Annotated in this window: 16 protein-coding genes; 12 read left to right on the top strand and 4 right to left on the bottom strand. The window is 37.8% G+C overall.

The window, feature by feature from the left end:
• Nucleotides 1-279: 279 nt before the first annotated feature.
• A complete protein-coding gene (locus NST91_RS22025; protein ID WP_341332038.1) occupies nucleotides 280-1,452 on the top strand; it encodes an IS256 family transposase in 1,173 nt (390 codons plus the stop codon).
• An 866-nt stretch (nucleotides 1,453-2,318) separates the two neighbouring features.
• Here NST91_RS22025 and NST91_RS22020 read toward each other — a convergent pair.
• The gene (locus tag NST91_RS22020) at nucleotides 2,319-4,265 is read right to left on the bottom strand and encodes an endonuclease MutS2 (RefSeq protein ID WP_341332853.1); all 1,947 of its coding nucleotides are present in this window, start codon (nucleotides 4,263-4,265) and stop codon (nucleotides 2,319-2,321) included.
• Between the two features lie 459 nt (nucleotides 4,266-4,724).
• Here NST91_RS22020 and NST91_RS22015 point away from each other — a divergent pair, with 459 nt between their 5' ends.
• The 4 genes from NST91_RS22015 (at nucleotide 4,725) to NST91_RS22000 (ending at nucleotide 9,061) form a co-directional block, all read left to right on the top strand.
• On the top strand, nucleotides 4,725-5,603 hold the full coding sequence (locus NST91_RS22015) for an ABC transporter permease subunit (protein ID WP_341332852.1): 879 nt from the start codon (nucleotides 4,725-4,727) through the stop codon (nucleotides 5,601-5,603).
• On the top strand, nucleotides 5,587-6,510 hold the full coding sequence (locus NST91_RS22010; RefSeq protein WP_341332851.1) for an ABC transporter permease subunit: 924 nt from the start codon (nucleotides 5,587-5,589) through the stop codon (nucleotides 6,508-6,510). The genes NST91_RS22015 and NST91_RS22010 overlap by 17 nt, the downstream gene beginning before the upstream one ends.
• Before the next feature lie 402 nt (nucleotides 6,511-6,912).
• Entirely contained in the window at nucleotides 6,913-7,482 is a 570-nt protein-coding gene (locus tag NST91_RS22005) for a hypothetical protein (RefSeq protein ID WP_341332850.1), read from the top strand.
• Between the two features lie 334 nt (nucleotides 7,483-7,816).
• On the top strand, nucleotides 7,817-9,061 hold the full coding sequence (locus NST91_RS22000) for an MFS transporter (RefSeq protein WP_341332849.1): 1,245 nt from the start codon (nucleotides 7,817-7,819) through the stop codon (nucleotides 9,059-9,061).
• Nucleotides 9,062-9,107: 46 nt separating this feature from the next.
• On the opposite strand, the gene sdaAA is transcribed toward NST91_RS22000, so the two are convergent.
• Genes sdaAA through NST91_RS21985 form a run of 3 tightly spaced genes read right to left on the bottom strand, consistent with a single transcriptional unit; the run spans nucleotide 9,108 to nucleotide 11,787 of the window.
• On the bottom strand, nucleotides 9,108-10,010 hold the full coding sequence (gene sdaAA / locus NST91_RS21995) for an L-serine ammonia-lyase, iron-sulfur-dependent, subunit alpha (protein WP_341332848.1): 903 nt from the start codon (nucleotides 10,008-10,010) through the stop codon (nucleotides 9,108-9,110).
• Between the two features lie 43 nt (nucleotides 10,011-10,053).
• On the bottom strand, nucleotides 10,054-10,713 hold the full coding sequence (sdaAB, locus tag NST91_RS21990; protein ID WP_341332847.1) for an L-serine ammonia-lyase, iron-sulfur-dependent subunit beta: 660 nt from the start codon (nucleotides 10,711-10,713) through the stop codon (nucleotides 10,054-10,056).
• Between the two features lie 36 nt (nucleotides 10,714-10,749).
• Entirely contained in the window at nucleotides 10,750-11,787 is a 1,038-nt protein-coding gene (locus tag NST91_RS21985) for a PTS sugar transporter subunit IIC (RefSeq protein WP_341332846.1), read from the bottom strand.
• A gap of 477 nt (nucleotides 11,788-12,264) precedes the next feature.
• Between NST91_RS21985 and NST91_RS21980 the strand changes: the two genes are divergently transcribed.
• The 7 genes from NST91_RS21980 to NST91_RS21955 all read left to right on the top strand — a co-directional run bounded on the left by NST91_RS21980 (nucleotide 12,265) and on the right by NST91_RS21955 (nucleotide 19,043).
• Nucleotides 12,265-12,387: a hypothetical protein gene (locus NST91_RS21980; protein ID WP_341332845.1), complete on the top strand. Its 123-nt coding sequence runs from the start codon at nucleotides 12,265-12,267 to the stop codon at nucleotides 12,385-12,387.
• Nucleotides 12,388-13,464: 1,077 nt separating this feature from the next.
• Nucleotides 13,465-13,566 (top strand): hypothetical protein, encoded by a 102-nt coding sequence (locus NST91_RS26335; protein ID WP_440273956.1) that lies wholly within the window; start codon nucleotides 13,465-13,467, stop codon nucleotides 13,564-13,566.
• Nucleotides 13,567-13,768: 202 nt separating this feature from the next.
• Entirely contained in the window at nucleotides 13,769-14,890 is a 1,122-nt protein-coding gene (locus NST91_RS21975) for an ABC transporter ATP-binding protein (RefSeq protein ID WP_341332844.1), read from the top strand.
• Nucleotides 14,887-15,831, top strand: a complete 945-nt coding sequence (locus NST91_RS21970) for a carbohydrate ABC transporter permease (RefSeq protein ID WP_445724498.1) — start codon at nucleotides 14,887-14,889, stop codon at nucleotides 15,829-15,831. The genes NST91_RS21975 and NST91_RS21970 overlap by 4 nt, the downstream gene beginning before the upstream one ends.
• The gene (locus NST91_RS21965; RefSeq protein ID WP_341332843.1) at nucleotides 15,828-16,643 is read left to right on the top strand and encodes a carbohydrate ABC transporter permease; all 816 of its coding nucleotides are present in this window, start codon (nucleotides 15,828-15,830) and stop codon (nucleotides 16,641-16,643) included. Before NST91_RS21970 ends, NST91_RS21965 begins: the two co-directional genes overlap by 4 nt.
• Before the next feature lie 36 nt (nucleotides 16,644-16,679).
• Complete coding sequence (locus tag NST91_RS21960) at nucleotides 16,680-18,044, top strand: ABC transporter substrate-binding protein (RefSeq protein WP_341332842.1); 1,365 nt, start codon at nucleotides 16,680-16,682, stop codon at nucleotides 18,042-18,044.
• 144 nt (nucleotides 18,045-18,188) lie between these two features.
• Nucleotides 18,189-19,043 (top strand): glycerophosphodiester phosphodiesterase, encoded by an 855-nt coding sequence (locus tag NST91_RS21955; protein WP_341332841.1) that lies wholly within the window; start codon nucleotides 18,189-18,191, stop codon nucleotides 19,041-19,043.
• Nucleotides 19,044-19,127 lie beyond the last annotated feature (84 nt).

Genomic DNA, 19,127 nt, shown 5'->3' with positions numbered 1-19,127 from the left:
TTCAGACAAGGGAAGGCGAACTCAAAGGAGTAGTGTCCGAAGTTGGAGTATCTTCAGACAAGGAAAGGCGAACTCAAAGGAGTAGTGTCCGAAGTTGAGTTATCTTCAGACAAGGGAAGGGGAAATCAAAGGAGTAGTGTCCGAAGTTAGAGTATTTTCAGACAAGGGAAGGCGAACTCAGATTAAGTCCATATAATTGTGTAAAAGAAAAGAGTCATTTTATTCCTTTTTGTCAACAATGTTTAACGACCAAGTAAAACATTGAAAAGAGGAATAAAAATGACTCAAATACAGTTTAACCTAGATATTGATGTTTTAAAAGAATCAGTAATGAATTCTGATATTGACTCCGTTATTAAAGCTTCGATTGTTCTTGTTTTAAATTCTGTGATGGAGAAAGAACGTGATGACTTTCTTCAAGTTGGATCTTATGAACGTTCTACTGACCGATTTGATTCTCGAAATGGTTACTATGAGCGAGAGCTCATTATGAGTATTGGTAGGGTGAATCTCAGAGTTCCTCGTACTCGCAATGGGGGATTTTCACCTTCCTTGTTTGAAAAATATGCACGTTGTGACCAAGCATTTGTGCTTTCAATGCTCGAAATGGTTATAAACGGTGTGTCTACTCGTAAAGTAAAGAATATTGTCCAACAACTTTGTGGAGAAAGTGTTTCGAAGTCTTTTGTTTCTTCTCTTACGGAACAACTCGACCCAATTGTTCAAACTTGGGCAAACCGGCCTTTAAATACAACATACTACCCTTATATTTTCGCTGATGCCATGTATATTAAGGTGCGTGAACATAATCGTGTTGTATCAAAGGCTGTCTATATCGCTACTGCCATTACGGAAGAAAACCGCCGAGAAATATTAGGAATAAGAGTCGATCACGTAGAAAGCTATGATGCTTGGAAAGCATTTTTACATCACTTACAATCTCGAGGAGTACAATCTCCAAGACTATTTATTACAGACGCACATCCCGGATTAAAAAGGGCTCTAAAAGAAGTATTCGTTGGAACTGTTTGGCAACGTTGCACTGTCCATTTCAAGCGAAATATTTTTAATGTACTACCTAAAAAAGGGGTAGATGAAGAAAAACTAGGATTAAAGAGAATTTTTGAAGCTGTTAGTGTGAATGATGCCAGAAGGTTTAAAGATGAATTTCTTGAACGATTTGGAGAAGATTCAAAGCTGGAGAAAGCGACCCGAATTTTAGAAGATGGCTTCGAAGATGCTATCCAGTTTTTAAATGAACCCAATAAGTTTCAACAATATATTCGCAGCACAAATTCACTGGAACGCTTAAACCAAGAGGTTAGAAGAAGGGAAAAGGTAATCCGAATATTTCCAAATACTCAATCCGCGTTTAGAATGATTGGAGCAGTCCTCATGCAAATAAATGAGGAACAAGAAATGAAAAAAATCATTAGAAGTAGGAAAGGTTGAGAAAAGCGCCACCTACCAAGTAAAGTGTGAACGCCTAATTTCGAATTGACATTGAGCCTCCGGTGGGCATGAATAAAAGCCAGGAAGCCAGGAGTTTAACAACACCTGGCTTGCCACCAGGCTATCATGCCCACCCCTCAATGTAAATTCGAAATAATTCTAACTCGCTATACAAATTTATAAATAAGTTGAAAATCATTGTTGACACTTTTACACAATATTAAGGACTTGACTCGAACTCAAAGGAGTAGTGTCCGAAGTTGGAGTATCTTCAGACAAGGAAAGGCGAACTCAAAGGAGTCGTGTCCGAAGTTGAGGTATCTTCAGACAGGGAAAAGCAAAATCAAAGAAGTTGTGTCCAAAGGTGCAATATTTTCAGACAGGGGAAGGGAAAATCAAAGGAGTAGTGTCCAAAGTTGAAGTATCTTCAGACAGGGGAAGGCCAAATCACAGGAGTCGTGTCCGAAGTTGAGTTATCTTCGGACAAGGGAAGGCGGATTCAAAGGAGTCGTGTCCGAAGTTGGAGTATCTTCAGACAGGGGAAGGCGAAATCAAAGGAGTTATGTCCAAAGTTGAGGTATCTTCAGACAGGGGAAGGGGAAATCAAAGGAGTAGTGTCCGAAGTTGAGTTATCTTCGGACAAGGGAAGGCGGATTCAAAGGAGTAGTGTCCGAAGTTGGAGTATCTTCAGACAAGCGAAAGTAAAATCATCGGTATTGTGTCCGAATTTAAAGTCAATCGCGACTTTAACCAACCCATTTTTTATAAAAAACGCATTAAAGCGTGAATTCGTATGAGAATTCACGCTAATAATGGATTGGGAGTTTCTGTTTTTAAATCGAACCTGTTACTGACCGTTTTTTAGCTTAAGAGTACTCATCTTCTTCTAACCATTTGTCTTCTACGAATTTGCGGTTCATGTCTTTTTTTATTTTTCGATATTCTTTGCTTTTGAAGATGATGTCAAAATCGTAATCAGAAGGGTAAAGCTCTGCTGCCGAGATCTTTAACTCCATTCTCTTATAATTAACAGTACGTTTTTCCCCTTTAATTTGCACAATATAATCTCCACGGTCATTTGGTCCTTTGTACACTATGCCGGTTTCACCAGTTGCAACAACCAAGACGTTATCCCCTTGATTGTAGATCGTGATCTTAGATGCAGGCGGCTCTTGTTTTCTTTTTTCAACGTTGCTTCGAGCATACTTATTTACAATGATTTGCTTTTGATAGGCAGGTGATTGCAATGTTTCGTGTGCAATGTTTTGATGATAATCCTTATCCTGTTGATACGCTTTCTTATGTGCACGTTCGATAAGTGTTGGGTGCATCCCAAGTTTAGCAGCTATATCAAACGCTTGGCTTTGCCCACTTTTCCCTAGTAAAAGTCTGTACGTGGGTTGCAAGGTGTGGATATCGAACTCCATGGAACCATTTAAAAATCCTTCCGTTTCATCCGCAAATTTCTTCATTTCACTGTAATGGGTAGTCGCAAATAAGGTAGCGCCTTTTTCAAAAAGTTGTTCTAGAATAACGATGGCTAGGGCCATACCCTCCCTTGGATCTGTGCCGGAACCAAGTTCATCAATTAATACAAGTGAAGAATCGTTTGTTGTTTTCAAAATCTCAATGATATTAACCATACGGGAGCTAAACGTACTTAAATTTTGCTCAATGCTTTGACCGTCTCCAATATCGACAAAGATATGTTGAAAGATGGCAATTTGACTCCCTTTTTTAGCCGGAATAGGGAGACCGGATTGAGCCATCAATGTGAGAAGTCCTACCGTTTTTAACGTAACGGTTTTACCTCCAGTGTTCGGGCCAGTAATGACAAGGGCCCGTTCTTTTCCTCCGATTGGAATCGTGAGCGGAACGGCATTGGTTCCAAGCATCGGATGACGTGCTTCTTTTAAATGGATCCTGAACTCTTCATTAATTAAAGGCGTGTTTGCCTGAATCTTTTGACTGTACTTAGCTTTTGCGAAAAGAACATCGTAATGATGCATGGTTTCAACTGCAACCTGGATAACCTGTTCATAGGATAGAAACAGCTGAGTTAGTTCATATAAAATCCGCTCTACCTCAGTTTCTTCTGCAATTTTAATAAGTTCAATATCCTCCTGAAGCGAGCTTAATTCAACAGGTTCGATAAAGAGGGTAGAACCCGAAGCTGAAGTATCTAATACGGTTCCTTGAACTTTCTTCCTAAATTCTTTTTTTACCGCAAGAACATAGCGCCCCGATCGTTCTGCAACATTTGTTTCCTGTAAATATGGAGAAATTCTTCCGCTTTTCACCAGTGACTGTGCTTTTTCTTTTAATTTCTCCTGTAGACTGGAGAGATGCCGTCGTAAATAATTAAGGTCACTTGATGCATAATCATCCACTTGGCCATTGCGCAAACAACGGCTAATTTCTCCTTCTAGTTCTGATACATCTCCAATGGATGCAGCATACATGCTTACCATTGGACCGGCATATTCTTTATCCTTCATAAATTGCTTTAGCTTTTGACAGTGATCTAGGAATGAAACAATCCGTGTGAATTGGTCCACTTTTATTGCGATTCCTTTTTTTGCTTGCTCAATATAGTGCTCGATTTGATCCAAGGAGTGTATCGGGATACTTCCGCTGATTTCAAGGATGTTCATCGCTTCTGAAATTTCATGTAAAGAATGCTCGATTCTCTTTTTGTTTTGTGTAGGTCTTAAAGAATGTAACGTTTCTTTTCCCCGGCTTGTTCTTGCGTATTGTGAGATCTCATTCAAAATTTGATAATAACCTAAAGCTTCCATTGTTTGATTATTCAATGGTAAATCCTCCTTTTAATAAAAAACATTGTTCATGAGGAGATGTTCACAGGCGATAATCAAAAAAAGCCGTCATGAACAAATCGCTCATGACGGCTGAAGATAAACCTAGCCCTGGCATAGATATCGATGGTTTTTTTAGACACAAAAAAACCATGACAAACATGCCATAGCAAGATCCATTTTTCGTAGCTATGATGCGTGTTCTTAACAATCTAAAAGAAGCCATAGTGAAATAAACATAGCCTTGCTACGTTTTTCGCTTCTTCCAGTTATCCAATTATGGATTAGTTAAGAACCACCGATAACATAAACTCATACCCCTTTATTTAAGGCGTTTTTTCTTACTCCTCTTTTATATCCTATGTTCGTATTAAAAGTCAAGTGCATATGCGCATTCTTATTATCCAATAAGAATATAATATTGAAGATATAAGATGTATTTTTGAAAGGGGCAAAATGAATATCAAAAAGATATTGTTTCAAGTGTGGAGCCTGACTTTTCTACTCATATTGGGGACTCTCCCTTTAGTTATTTTTAGCGGTAAGGATAAGGTGGTATTTCTGGTAGAAAGAATTCCGAAAGAAATAGTCCCTTTTCTACAGGGACTATTTGATGGTAGTTCCTATTACTACATGGATGGGCAGAGAGAACTGTACTTTTTTCAATCGGTAGGAGGGTATTTCCTTACTTCATTTATCTATTTACTAATTGCTGGAGTTTTTGTGATTATTCTTTCCATTATTTTTGGAATTTGGCTATGGAGAAGAAGTGAAAAGGGATTAAATACCATAATGGGTTTTATCGGAGTAATTCCGGATTTTATTCTTGTGTTCTTACTTCAACTACTTGTGGTCTATATTTATGAAGCAACAGGTTTGAAAACTGTAAGAGTAGCATCATCAAATATGGACGAACCTGCAATAATCCTTCCTTTGGTTACTATGTTTATCCTTCCGTTTGTCTATTTAGTTAGATCTTTAAGTGAAAAATCCTTTGATGTATTAACAGAAGATTATATTCGAACGGCGTTATCAAAAGGATTTCGCAAAAGACATATCTATCTTTTTCATGTGACACCTAATGTAATTCCTTATTTAAAAGCTGATTTGCATAAAGTAGTTTCAATTATGGTAGGAAACCTATTTATCATTGAATATCTATATAATAATAAAGGGCTGACGTCCATGTTATTTCCAATGGGAATGGAATACCAATACAATTTAGTCGTACTATGTTTTCTTTCATTTTTCATCTTGTATATGTCAGTGTATTTTGTAATGAAGTTTATTGTGATTCTGATTGAAAGGGCACTTAAACATGCGTACGCTACATAATATAAAGCTGGTCGTGGGATTAGTGATGCTACTTTTATTTGTAGTGCTGGCCATATTTGGGCCATCGTTTGCACCGTACGAAGAGGATTATTCAAAGAAAATTAAATACGTTCAAACAGATGAAGGGGAGCAGCTTCGCGCAGCGCCATTCCCGCCTTCAAAGGAGCATGTATTTGGTACGGATAAATGGGGATATGATATTTTAACATTAATGCTTTATGGAGCAAAGTATACAGTGTTTGCTTCAATAGCAGTAGCTATTATCAGAGTAATCATTGGTGGTTTCTTCGGGATGTACCACGGCTTGCAAAAAAAGGAGCATCAATGGACGCCAAGAGTCACTGTATTAAGTGGGATTCCACCATTTGTGATCATTTATTTTGTGATGATAGGAATTAATATTCAGCCGTCGGTTGGAACGATGTCGTTAGTGTTGTTTCAATGCATGTTGATGATTATTCTTGGAATTCCAGGAGTCTATCAAGTTGTACTTGCTAAAACGATTGAAATAAGGGAGAGTCCGTTTGTGTTGGCTTCTCAAACGGTCGGTGGTAATAAGATTCATATAGTAAAAGAACATATTTTTCCCACATTAAAAGGGAACTTACTACTTATATTAGTTAACGAGGTTATTCTTGTATTAAATTTAATCGGTCAATTAGCTATTTTTAATTTATTCTTTGGAGGAACCGAGTTGCAGGTCTCCCCAACGATATATCTTTCTATTACAAATGAATGGGCTGGACTAATTGGTCAATCTAGGCTCGCATATTATTCTGCAAAATGGATTATTGGTTTTCCACTGTTAGGGTATTTGTTATTTCTATTTTCTCTCTATCTTCTTGCTAACGGACTAAAGGAAAATCAGAGAGAGAAATATCAGAGAAATGTTTATCTGCAAAGATGATCAATTCTTCGCTATTCCTAGTCACAAAATATGTATTGTAGAAGTGCTGTAATTTCCCATTCAATAAAAAACAACATAATTTCGAGACTGAACCAATTAGGGTTCAGTCTTTTCTTTGTTTCTGAAATATGATGCAGTCCACCTTTCTAAATAGGTCTAGGGACTTAGTCTTAATTTAGACTCCGGTTGGTTAAACGTATTCCTAACATTTTGTATGATAAATTATATGATTTCATTTGACACTTACAATTTCAGTACAAGAAATTTAATTTGAACTAACGGCAATTAATAAGGTTATAATCTTAAGATTTTCTTAAGAAAACAATTAGGCTCTTCTTAAGATTTCATATGTATATTGTTATTTATAAGGTAGCTTTTGATAAATAAAAGGGGAGAATTATTTTGAGAGATAAGAAGGTATATATTCTTTTAACAGATACGGGGACAGTATTTACAAGACTGATAAAGCTATATACGAAAAAGCCATATAATCATGCTTCGATTTCCTTCGATACAGAATTGACCGAGGTATATAGTTTTGGTAGAAAGACTGCCAGAAATCCATTTATTGGGGGATTTGTAAAAGAGGATGTGAAACAAGGATTATTTAAACATGCTGATTGTGTTATCTATTCTTTTACAGTAACAGAAGCCGAAATCCAAAAGATGAGACGCTATATTAATGAAATTGAAGAGCAGAAGGAATCTTATCGCTACAATTTATTGGGGTTATTTGGAGTTGTGCTAAATAGGCCACTGAGAAGAAAGAAAGCCTTTTTCTGTTCTCAGTTTGTAGCATCCGTACTAAATGAATGTACCAGCATTGATTTTGAAAAACCACTTTCACTTATTGAACCAAATGACTTAATGGCCATTTCGTCACTTAAATTGAAATACGAGGGGAAATTGGCTCATTATCCTACTAAAAATATAAAGAAAAAATCGGTTCCCTTTCGTATTATACCAGCTTAAGTGATACATTCTTGCTTCAACATGATATCCCCAAAAAAGTAATTGTAATAAAAAAGGGAATTTGTTATGATAATAACGATTATAAAGAAATGGAGGTTTTTCTTGTGACAGCATCAATGAGATTACAATTCCCAGGTATCATTCGTTAATTTAATACGTTTTGAAGCTCTGCCTACGTTCAGAGCAATGGGATTGGTCTGTCATTTTTTAAGAAAACCAATATTTTACGGTTAATTAAAGAGGGGACGAGGATTCCCTCTTTTTTTGTTGTCTAAAAATATGAATGTAGGTGTAGAGTAAATACAAAAATTCGATAGAAATGAGTTGATAGTAAATGAATACAGTAGAAAGTAAGCTACATGAGAATTGGTTAAAGAATATCATTCTCTTTTTAAGTAGCCAGACGATTTCACTTTTCGGATCGTCACTGGTTCAATACGCCATAATGTGGCACATAACTTTAGAAACGAAATCAGGTTTGATGATGACGTTGTTTATCATTTGTGGCTTTATTCCAACCTTTATTTTGTCACCTGTTGCTGGGGTTTGGGCGGATCGCTATAACCGTAAGATGCTCATTATTATAGCAGACGGACTTATTGCAATTTCAACATTAATCCTTGCTATTCTCTTCTTATTGGGATTTAATGCAATCTGGTTGCTATTTGTGATGGCAGCGGTTCGTGCCTTTGGAACGGGAATTCAAATGCCAGCTGTTGGTGCGATTTTACCGCAAATTGTTCCGAAGGATAAACTGACAAAAGTGAATGGAGCAAATGGAAGTATTCAAGCGGTTATCATGTTCGTATCTCCAATGGTTAGTGCAGCACTTTTAGGTTTCGCTTCGTTAGAAATGATATTTTTTATTGATGTCATAACGGCAGCGATAGCGATTTTTACACTGCTTTTCTTTTTGAAAATTCCTGTACATCAGAAAGCAGCTGAAAAACAAACTACTAGTTACTTTAGTGACTTTAAACAAGGTTTACACTATGTGAACAGTCATGCTTTTCTGAAGACATTTTTTCTATTCTTTGCTGTATTCTTTGTGTTAATGGCACCAGCAGCATTTTTGACGCCACTGCAGGTTACACGCAGTTTTGGTAGTGATGAATGGAGACTTGCTGCAATCGAAGTTGCCTTCTCCCTTGGTATGATGGTAGGAGGAGGAATCATTGCTTCCTGGGGAGGATTTGAAAATAAAATTAAAACCTTGGGATTCGCAAGTGTCATAATGGGTGTCTGCACATTTGGACTTGGTATTGTTCCGAACTTTTGGATTTATTTTGCGTTCATGGCTTTATTCGGGGTTGCGATGCCAATTTTTAATACACCAGCAACTGTTTTGTTGCAGGAGAAAGTAGAAGAAGAATATTTAGGAAGAGTTTTTGGTGTAATGGGGATGATTTCAACATCGATGATGCCACTTGGAATGTTAATATTCGGTCCAATTGCGGATTTCATCAAAATTGAATGGCTGTTAGTAGGAACGGGTATATTCATTATTATATTAGCTATTTTCCTAGGTAGAAATCATGTATTAATTGAAGCGGGAAAACCTGTATTGAAAGAATCTTAATATATGAGGAAGTTGGAACGGATCCAATTGGATCACGTTCCTTTTTTTATTTAACTAGATAATCCATCAAGCTTTCCTTGGGTTGTCCGAAAATTTCTGCCTCCAATCTCCGTCCTGTTGGTGTTGCTGCTAATCCACCTTCTGCCGTTTCCCGTAAAGATGAGGGCATTGATTTGCCAATCGCATACATTGCACCTATTACCTCATCACATGGAATTCTACTCGTAATTCCTGCAAGAGCCATATCAGCAGCAGTTATTGCATTCGATGCACCCATAGCGTTACGCTTTACACATGGGACCTCCACTAGGCCTGCAACAGGATCGCAAACGAGTCCTAACATGTTTTTTAGTGTGATGGCCATGGCTTCGGCCGCTTGTTGTGGTGTACCGCCTGCCATCTCAACAATCGAAGCTGCGGCCATACCTGCTGCTGAACCAACCTCTGCCTGACATCCACCAGCAGCGCCGGATACTGTTGCATTATTAGCGACAACAAAACCAAATGCAGCTGCTGTGAATAAAAACTCGATCATTTCCTGGCGTGACGGATTTAACTGTTCTTTGACGGCAAATAATGTGCCTGGTACAACTCCAGCTGAACCTGCTGTTGGAGTAGCGCAAATAACTCCCATGGCTGCATTTACTTCATTTGTTGCAACTGCCTTGCTCACGGCATCCAATAATATATGGCCAGACAATGCTCTCCCACTTTTGATATATTTTTGAAGCAAGACAGCATCACCGCCAGTAAGCCCGGTCTGAGACTTCACACCTTGAAGTCCGCGCTCTAATGCTTGTTCCATTACCGTTAAGTTGTTTTCCATTTTTGCAATTATCTCTTCGCGAGTTAACCCCGTAACTTCAATTTCCTGCCGTATCATAATTTCAGCAATTTTCACTTGGTGTTGTTCTGCTAACGTAACAAGTTCCGCTACATTTCGAAACATCGTTTGTCCTCCTGTTGTCCAAATTTACTCTTAATCTCTATTTTTACTCAACCATTCTAATGACTCTGGATACGTAAGAAAGACTTCTTAATTCTTGTATCACTTCATCCGCTATTTTTTGGTCGACTTCAATCACCATGATCGCCGTTTCTCCCTTATCCTTACGGGCGACCTCCATATGACCAATATTAATTTCATATTTTGCTAGAACTGAAGTCACATACGAGATAATTCCAAATCGATCCTTATGCATAACCAGTATGGCTGGATCACCAGATAGTTTAAGCTTAAAGGAATTAATTTCTGTAATTTCAATGGTGCCTCCACCGATGGAAATCCCGATTAATTCTAACTCATTATCATTGTCGAATAAATTTATCTTAACCGTATTAGGATGGTCTGGTACAGCTTCCTCGGTTTGAAAAATAACTTCCATTCCTGACTTTTCTGCTATTGCCAAAGAATCCGGAATTCGTTTATCAAAGGTATCAAAATCCAACAAGCCAGCTACAATAGCTAAATCTGTCCCGTGTCCTTTATAGGTTTTTGCAAATGAACCATATAAAGAAACAATGGCTTTCTTCGGTTGTTTTTCAAATAAAGTACGAGCGATCCTCCCAATTCGTGCTGCTCCAGCTGTATGAGAGCTAGAAGGGCCAATCATCACTGGACCAATAATGTCAAAAGCCGAACGATATTTCATGTAAAACTCTCCTTTTATCAAAAAAATAATGCAAGTCTATGCCGCTTCTTTTGATGCTGCTTCTCCTTGTAATTGATCAACTGTCTTAATTTTGTAATTCTTAAAGACTAGTGAACCTAAATACCCACACAATACACCAACTGCTGCACATGCGAGTGCAATCATGGTTACTTTCATTGGATCATTAAATCCGTACATAACAGCTAGACCAGCAATTGGCGTTGCTGTCCCAGTTGCATTATTGATGAGACCAGATAGCGCGATAATAACACCGGCACTTGCCCCGCCTACAAAGTTCGTTACATATACTGGAATAGGGTTTGCAGAAATAATGTGAGCCTGAGTTAATGGTTCAACAGCTACTGAAATAGTCGTCTTACGATCTCCAAACTTCATTCGATCAAAAAGCACGTAATTCATAAAAGATGATCCAAATACTGCCAAGGCACCAATGGCCATTGGTACTCCCGTTAGTCCAAGCATTGCAGTTAAAGCCATTGAACTAAGTGGCGCTGTTGCAACCACTGTAATTGTTCCACCTAAAATGATTCCCATCAAAATTGGATTACTATTTGCTGTCTCTGTAATAATTCCACCAATATTTAATAAAGTCGCATCCACTACAGGGGTCATGAATTCTCCAATTAAACGAACTAAAGGTGCACAAAGGATAATAATGACAATAAGATCCAAACCACCAGGTACTTTCTTTTCAATGAATTTAACAAGGAATGCAATTAAATATCCAGCAACAAACCCTGGCAATAATCCTAGCCCAGCACAGCTTACCCCAAGTAACAAGGCATATACTGGTGATACTCCAACTGCAAGTGCAACAAGAGCTGCTGCTGCAACGCCGCCCATACCCCCTGCTGCTTTTCCAACTTCACCAAGAAATTCAATTCCTAATAAATCTCCACCTACAAATAATTGAAATGCTTCAACAAGAAACGCAGCACATGCCGCTCCAGCAAGAGCTGCCATTGCCTTCATTCCCTTTGGTGCTTTATAGCTAAATAGGGAAAAGCAGGCTAAAACTAGTAACAATAATGCGGTACCTTTAATAATATCCATGAATAAATCTCCTTTAAATTGATTTTTATTATTCTAAAATAGTTTATTTGAATGCGTTTTCAAAAGTTGTGTAAGACTCTCTCGGTCATGCCTTCTATACTAGTCGATTGGACCGAAAGCTGATTGATTTTTTATTGAAATCGATTTTAATAGACTTTTCTGTTATTTTTGTAATCGGTTACAAACACTAAAAAAAATATAAACATTTATTAATAGTAAAGTAGAATTGTTATTTATAGAATAATATTTCGATATAACAACAATAACATGATTCAAAAATATTTCAATTGTTTTTTTAAATTTACCAAAAAAACTTAAAACAAATTATGGAATAAAATCTAAGGATCCGGGAGGATTCTTTGAGAGGTTTGAATCAATCTTTTTTACAATTTAGGTTATGACACTGTTCAGCACGCTTCAATGACCTTTGATGTATCGCTTCTTGCGTTGGGGTCTGTTTTTAAGAAGGTGAAACGAGTGAAATTCATTTTTATTCTTTCTCCTATTATGTATATCATTGCGATGGCACCGCAAAATGTATTAGAAACCTCGAAGTTTGGTGAATGGATCAAACGGGAAAGCTTTAAAAGAAGTAATTGAAGGGTGTTTAGCCACTTCAAATATCGATCCAAAACGTCGCGGAGAAACATTATCGGATTCGGTCACTTGAGTAATGAATTGTATAAGAACTTAGACAAAGGGCCTACTGAATAGTTAACGGATTCCGATTCAACGATCAAAACAGTAAATTACAATACATTTCTAGCACGAATCCACATACGAATTCACGCTTTAATTTTTTTGAGAACCAGCAGCTGCTGCTGAAGTACTACAAAACTTTATCATTAAAAGGAATTACTTGACTTCAGACACCCATGAGCAGATCTTGCCTAGCGTTGTCCGAAGATACCTCAACTTCAGACACACTCTTGTGGAAATTGCCTAGCGTTGTCCGAAGATACCAAAACTTCGGACACAGCTCAGCAGAAATTTCCTAGCGTTGTCCGAAGATCCCCAAACTTCGGACACAGCTCAGCAGAAATTACTTTGTGCTGTCCGAAGATCCCCCGCCTTCAGACACACAAGCGCAAAAATTGCCTAGCGTTGTCCGAAGATACCTCAACTTCAGACACAGCCCAGCAGAAATTGCCATGTACTGTCCGAAGATACCTCGCCTTCAGACACCCATGCGTAAAAATTGCCTAGCGTTGTCCGAAGATACCAAAGCTTCGGACACAGCTCAGCAGAAATTGCCTAGCGCAGTCCGAAGTTACCAAAGTACACGTGAAATTGTTCAACAGGTTTCCCGTGGTAAAGGTACTTCGGAATTGTATTAAGTATGTTGATTCCACTACTACTTCTGTTAATTTCTAAAATAGGTGGGGGGAAGGGGAATGAAAGTAATTAAAAGCTTATTAATCCTTTGCTTGCTAATACTGGTGACAGGTTGTTGGATTGTGTAGAAATAGAAGAAAGTGGATTTGTAATCAGTGCGGCTATTGATATATCTGACGGGAAAAGTGAATCTTCATCAAAGGATAGAGGAAGAAAGACTTGTTGTCCCCAGGAAGTTTTCAAGGAAAAGGTGGCAATCAATTTAACGGTGGGGCATCTAGAGGAAAACCCTACATGAATTTTACATCAGAGGGAAAAACAATTTTTTAAATTTCAAGACGGATGTCCAATCAAATTGGTCGATTTCCACATCTTGAACACATAAAAATCGTAGTACTATCAGAGGAACTTGCAAAAAATGGCTACCTATACGATGCAAGGTGAATAAAACCAGAGGAATAGGCATATCCCTGTCCTCTTTTGTAAATAGTGCATCGGTCCTGTTTTGTGTAAAGGTTCGTTTAATTTGTGAATTTAATTTTTAGTTAATCAAGTAGATTTAAGAGATTGTCAAAAAACTGTAAATTTGCTTTTTTATAGCAAAAATTATGGTTAAATGTTGATGTGATTAGAAAGGAGGTTTGGCATGAGTCGAGTTGAGTTAACTGACATCTCTAAATCCTATGATAAACAGAAGGGTGTATTGGACGGTATCAATGTTTCGATAGAAGAGGGTGAATTTTTCGTACTTGTTGGTCCTTCTGGATCGGGAAAGAGTACATTGCTTCGGATGATTGCGGGTCTTGAGGAGATTTCGGGTGGAATATTGAAGATCAATAATGAAGTCGTGAATCTGCTCCCCCCAAAGAACCGAGATTTATCTATGGTCTTTCAAAACTATGCATTATATCCACATTTAACTGTAGAACAAAATATCCTGTTTGGCTTAAAAGCAAGGAAAGTGGATAAAAAAGAACAACAAAGAAGGCTTATAGAATCTGCAGAAATGCTAGGGTTAAGTGGTTTGCTGAAACGGAAACCTAGGGAGCTTTCTGGCGGTCAAAGACAACGTGTTGCACTTGGACGATCGGTTGTAAGTCATGCCCCTTTATGTTTAATGGATGAACCACTATCTAATTTGGATGCAAAGCTACGTGCTAATATGCGGGTTCAAATTCGAAGGCTGCAGAAACGTCTAGGATTAACGATGATTTATGTTACCCATGACCAAGTTGAAGCGATGACAATGGGTGACCGAATTATGGTGCTAAATGAGGGTAAAATCCAACAAGTAGGTAAACCGATTACCTTATATAACGAACCTAAAAATTTATTTGTTGCGTCGTTTATCGGTTCACCAAAAATGAATCTGGGGAAGGCTACATTTTCGGAGGATGAGAGCCAACTGATTATTGAAAATCAGCTACATATACCAGTCGATCCTAAGATAACAAGTGATCTACCACGAAATCGGAACCTAGTCGTGGGGATACGCGCTGAACATATATTTTCGGGGCTAAATAAAGAAGAACATCTTTCATATTTGGAAGCAGTGAATATTGAACAATTAGGCAATGAAACATCCATTGCTTTTGATGTAGGTTCTGAATTATGGACAGCGAAATGGCCTGGACAATGGAACGTTCAATTTGGACAAATGGTCCCTGTGCAAATTAAGCCAGAATACATCTTATTTTTTGATGGTGACAGTGGGAATCTACTTAAATCTGCTCAACTAGGGAAGAGACAAGAGGTTGTAGCCATATGAGTATGATCAGTCCAATTATTGAAAGTAAAGAATCCTTTACTGCTCAAATTGAAAAAGCAAGAAGGAAAAAACGCATTTCAAGTTTATTTAAAGGAATTGTATTTTTGTTGCCATCTATTGTTTTGTTTGGTGTTTTTCTATTTTACCCTTTGTTTAAAACTCTCTATTTAAGTTTCTTTTTAACTGATGCAAAGGGAGCTACGACTGTATTCGTGGGCTTAGAAAACTATCTATATATGTTCTCCGATCCTATTTTTCTAAAAAGCTTTAAAAATACCTTTTTATTTGTCATCTATACGGTACCTGCAACTATTATTATCAGTTTGTTTTTAGCCGTCATTTCCAATGAGAAGTTAAAGGGTATTGGCTTTTTTCGGACCGTTTATACGTCAACCATGGGAATATCTGTTGCGGCTGCTTCTGTATTCTGGCTTTACTTATTCAATCCGACAATGGGTTTATTGAACCAATTACTTAACATGTTTGGAGCGGAATCGATTGGCTGGTTAACAGATCCGAAATGGGCAATGATTGCGATTGCCATTACGACTATTTGGATGAATATAGGTTTTACATTTTTGATCTTATTAGGTGGTTTACAATCTATCGATACCTCACTATATGAAAGTGCGGATATTGAGGGGTCAGGGTATTTTTATAAATTTAGAAGAATTACGGTCCCGATGCTTTCACCGACATTATTTTTTGTGATTACAGTCTCGATTATCAATTCGTTCCAAACGTTTGGTCAAATTGATATTTTGACACAAGGCGGTCCAGCAAATGAGACGAACCTAATCGTGTATTCGATTTACCGTGAGGCATTTGTGAATTATCAATTCGGGTCAGCAAGTGCACAAGCAATCGTGTTATTTATACTAATTTTAGTAATGACTGCACTGCAATTTAAGCTAGGTGAGAGGAGGGTCCACTATCAATGATGATGTCATTGGGGAGAAAGGTAACCTTCTATATCCTATTAATTGTCTCAGCCCTTTTAATTGCAGGCCCAGCCATAATGGCGATTGTTATGAGTTTCATGACGAACCAGGATATTTTAACAGCTAGTATGCCGACCGAGCTAACAGCAGACAATTATGTTGTAGCTTTTGAACGTTTTCCGTTATTCAAATATTTGTTTAATAGTTTTGTAGTTTCAATTGTGATTATGCTCGGCCAACTGGCTTTATCAAGTCTAGCAGCCTATGCTTTCGTATTTTTAGAATTTAAAGGAAGAGATTTATTATTTTATCTGTTTATTGCAACAATGATGGTTCCCTTTGAGGCGTCTATCATTCCTAACTTTCACATTATCCGTGATTTAGGCTGGCTTGATAATTACGCAGGCTTAACCATTCCATTCTTTGCAACGACGTTTGGCACCTTTTTGTTACGACAGAACTTTAAACAAATTCCTAAAGAACTAAGGGAAGCGAGCCAAATTGCTGGGATTGGTGATTTCAAATTTTTCTTAACTGTCGTATTGCCTGTATCAAGGACTAGCCTAGTTACATTAGGGGTATATGGTTTTTTAACATCATGGAATATGTATTTATGGCCACTTCTTGCAACCACTAACGACACTGTTCGAACGGTGCAAATTGGCTTGAAACAATTACAAACACAGGAACAGTTAAATGATTGGGGTGTCATCATGGCAGGAGCTGTTATTGTGATTATCCCAACATTAATACTGCTTTTCCTAGGACAAAAGAAGCTACAAACAGGTTTAACAGAGGGCGCTGTAAAATAACAGATACCTCGAACATACAATAAAGGAGATGAAGAAATGAAAAGATTTATGATGTTCCTTGCTCTAGGTTTCGTTTTGCTTTTGACAGCATGTGCTGGAGGTGAGTCCACCTCTGGAGACAGCAACCAAAACTCAGGAAATGACAGATCAGATTCGGAAGAAAGTAGTGGCCCACAGGTTGTAACTTTTTGGCACTCTATGGGTGGTGCGGGTCAAGAAGCACTAGATGCAATTGTGGAAGACTTCAATACATCACAGGAGGATATTCAAGTAAATGCGGAATATCAAGGTACATACGATGAATCATTAACAAAGTTTAATGCTGTTGCTGGTACTGATAGTGCTCCAACAATGATTCAAACCTTCGAAATCGGAACTATGTCAATGATTAATAGTGGAAATATTATCCCGATTCAAGAACTAGTAGATGCTGATGGTTATGAAATGGGTGGATTAGAAGAAAACATTGTGAATTATTACTCATTAGATGGAAAGTTTTATTCAATGCCATTTAACTCATCCACTCCGGTTATGTATTATAACAAAGATGCATTTTCTGCAGCTGGTTTAGATCCAGAATCACCTCCTGCAACTTATGAAGAAGTAGAAGCTACTGGTAAAGCGATTGTGGAATCCAATCCGGAAATGAAAGGCTTCGCTTTACAAGCGTATGGGTGGTTATGGGAACAATTATTAGCGAATCAAGGTGCTTTACTACTGAATAATGACAATGGACGTTCAGAGACTCCAACTGAGATCGGATGGACAGAAGATGAAGGAAAATCCATTTTTGAATGGGTTAAAAGAATGGTAGACGACGGTACATTTGCGAATTATGGTACAAACGGAGATAACATGGTTGCTGGATTTTTAGCTGGGGATGTAGCCATGTTTTTACAATCATCAGCTAGTGCTAGAGATGTTATCGACAATGCTCCTTTTGAAGTGGGTATTGCTTTCCTACCACACCCTGAAAATAAGGAACGTGAAGGGGTAGTCATTGGTGGAGCTAGTCTTTGGATGATCGATGGAAAACCAGAAGCAGAAACAAAAGCGGCATGGGAATTCATGAAATATTTACAAACTCCAGAAGTACAAGCAAAATGGCATGTAGGTACAGGTTACTTTGCTATAAACCCTGATGCATACGAGGAACAATTGGTAAAAGATGCCCATACTGAAAAACCACAATTACGTGTTACGGTGGATCAATTACAAGCAACTAAATCATCATTTGCTACACAAGGCGCTTTAATGGATATGCTTCCACAGGGTAGAAAAGTAATGGAAACAGCCCTCGAATCCGTATACAATGGCGGGTCTGTAGATGAGGCCTATACCACTGCCGTAGACCAATTTAACAAAGCAATTGAACAAGCCAACAAAGCAAGAGCAAAATAAATCGTTGGGACACGGCGTTCTGCTCCTCAGTTTTGGGACACGGGGACAGGTACCGTGTCCCACTATTTATTTTTTTACAAAAAAGAACTTTAAGATGGGTACAGATAATACACTTTAAAAAACGAATGTAGAGGGTGACTTTCGATGACAAAAATTTATGGACACCGTGGTGCAAAGGGATTATATCCTGAAAATACTTTGCTTAGTTTTAAAAAGGCAATTGATCAAGGTGTAGATGGTTTGGAATTAGACGTCCATCTGACAAAGGATGGGGAAGTTGTTGTCATTCATGATGAGACGCTTGAACGAACAACAACTGGATCTGGTTGGATAAAAGATTTAACCTTAGCTGAGATCAGAAAATACAGCGCCGGAAGCTCCTTCACACATTTTAACGAATACGAGGAAGCATGGGATAATGAGCAGGTCCCTACGCTTGAAGAAGTACTAACGTTAGTGGCTCCTCATCAAATCGAACTTAATATCGAGCTAAAAACCTATTCTGTACCTTACGAAGGAATTGAGGAAAAGGTACTAGCAATTGTTGAGCGATATGGAAAGAATTTAGAAATAATTTATTCATCCTTTCATTTGCCATCCATTTTGAGAATAAAGCAGATTAACTCGGACACCAAAATAGCCTGGTTGTTAAATGAAGGTATTTCTCTTCCACACGATTATCTTACTTCGTTATATTTAGAGGCTTTTCACTTAAACAAAGCGATTCTTTTGCCAAAGGGGGAAATATACCAACAAGTATTACAACTCAGCAAGCAATTCCCAATGTATTTCCCAAAAGAAGCCATTCACTATCTTAATAAAAAGATTAAAGAGGATAATGAGAAGAGTTTCCAACATCTTTTTGATAAGGTAAGGGTTTGGACGGTCAATGAACCAAATGAAATTGAAAAATTACTTAGTCTTAAAGTCAATGCGATTATTACAGATTATCCTGAAAGAGCAATACGCATTAGAAATGAACAGATGAAATTTGTATAAAAGGGTGGGACACGGGGATATTTATCGTGTCCCACTTTTATTTTACAGTGTTTCCGCTAGAAACCGTCTTAAATAAAAAACTTT

Source organism: Ferdinandcohnia sp. FSL W7-1320 (assembly GCF_038050315.1).
Classification (GTDB): domain Bacteria; phylum Bacillota; class Bacilli; order Bacillales; family Bacillaceae_L; genus Ferdinandcohnia; species Ferdinandcohnia aciditolerans.
Note: the sequence above shows the minus strand (reverse complement) of the source record. Positions and strands in the feature narration are given on the sequence as shown.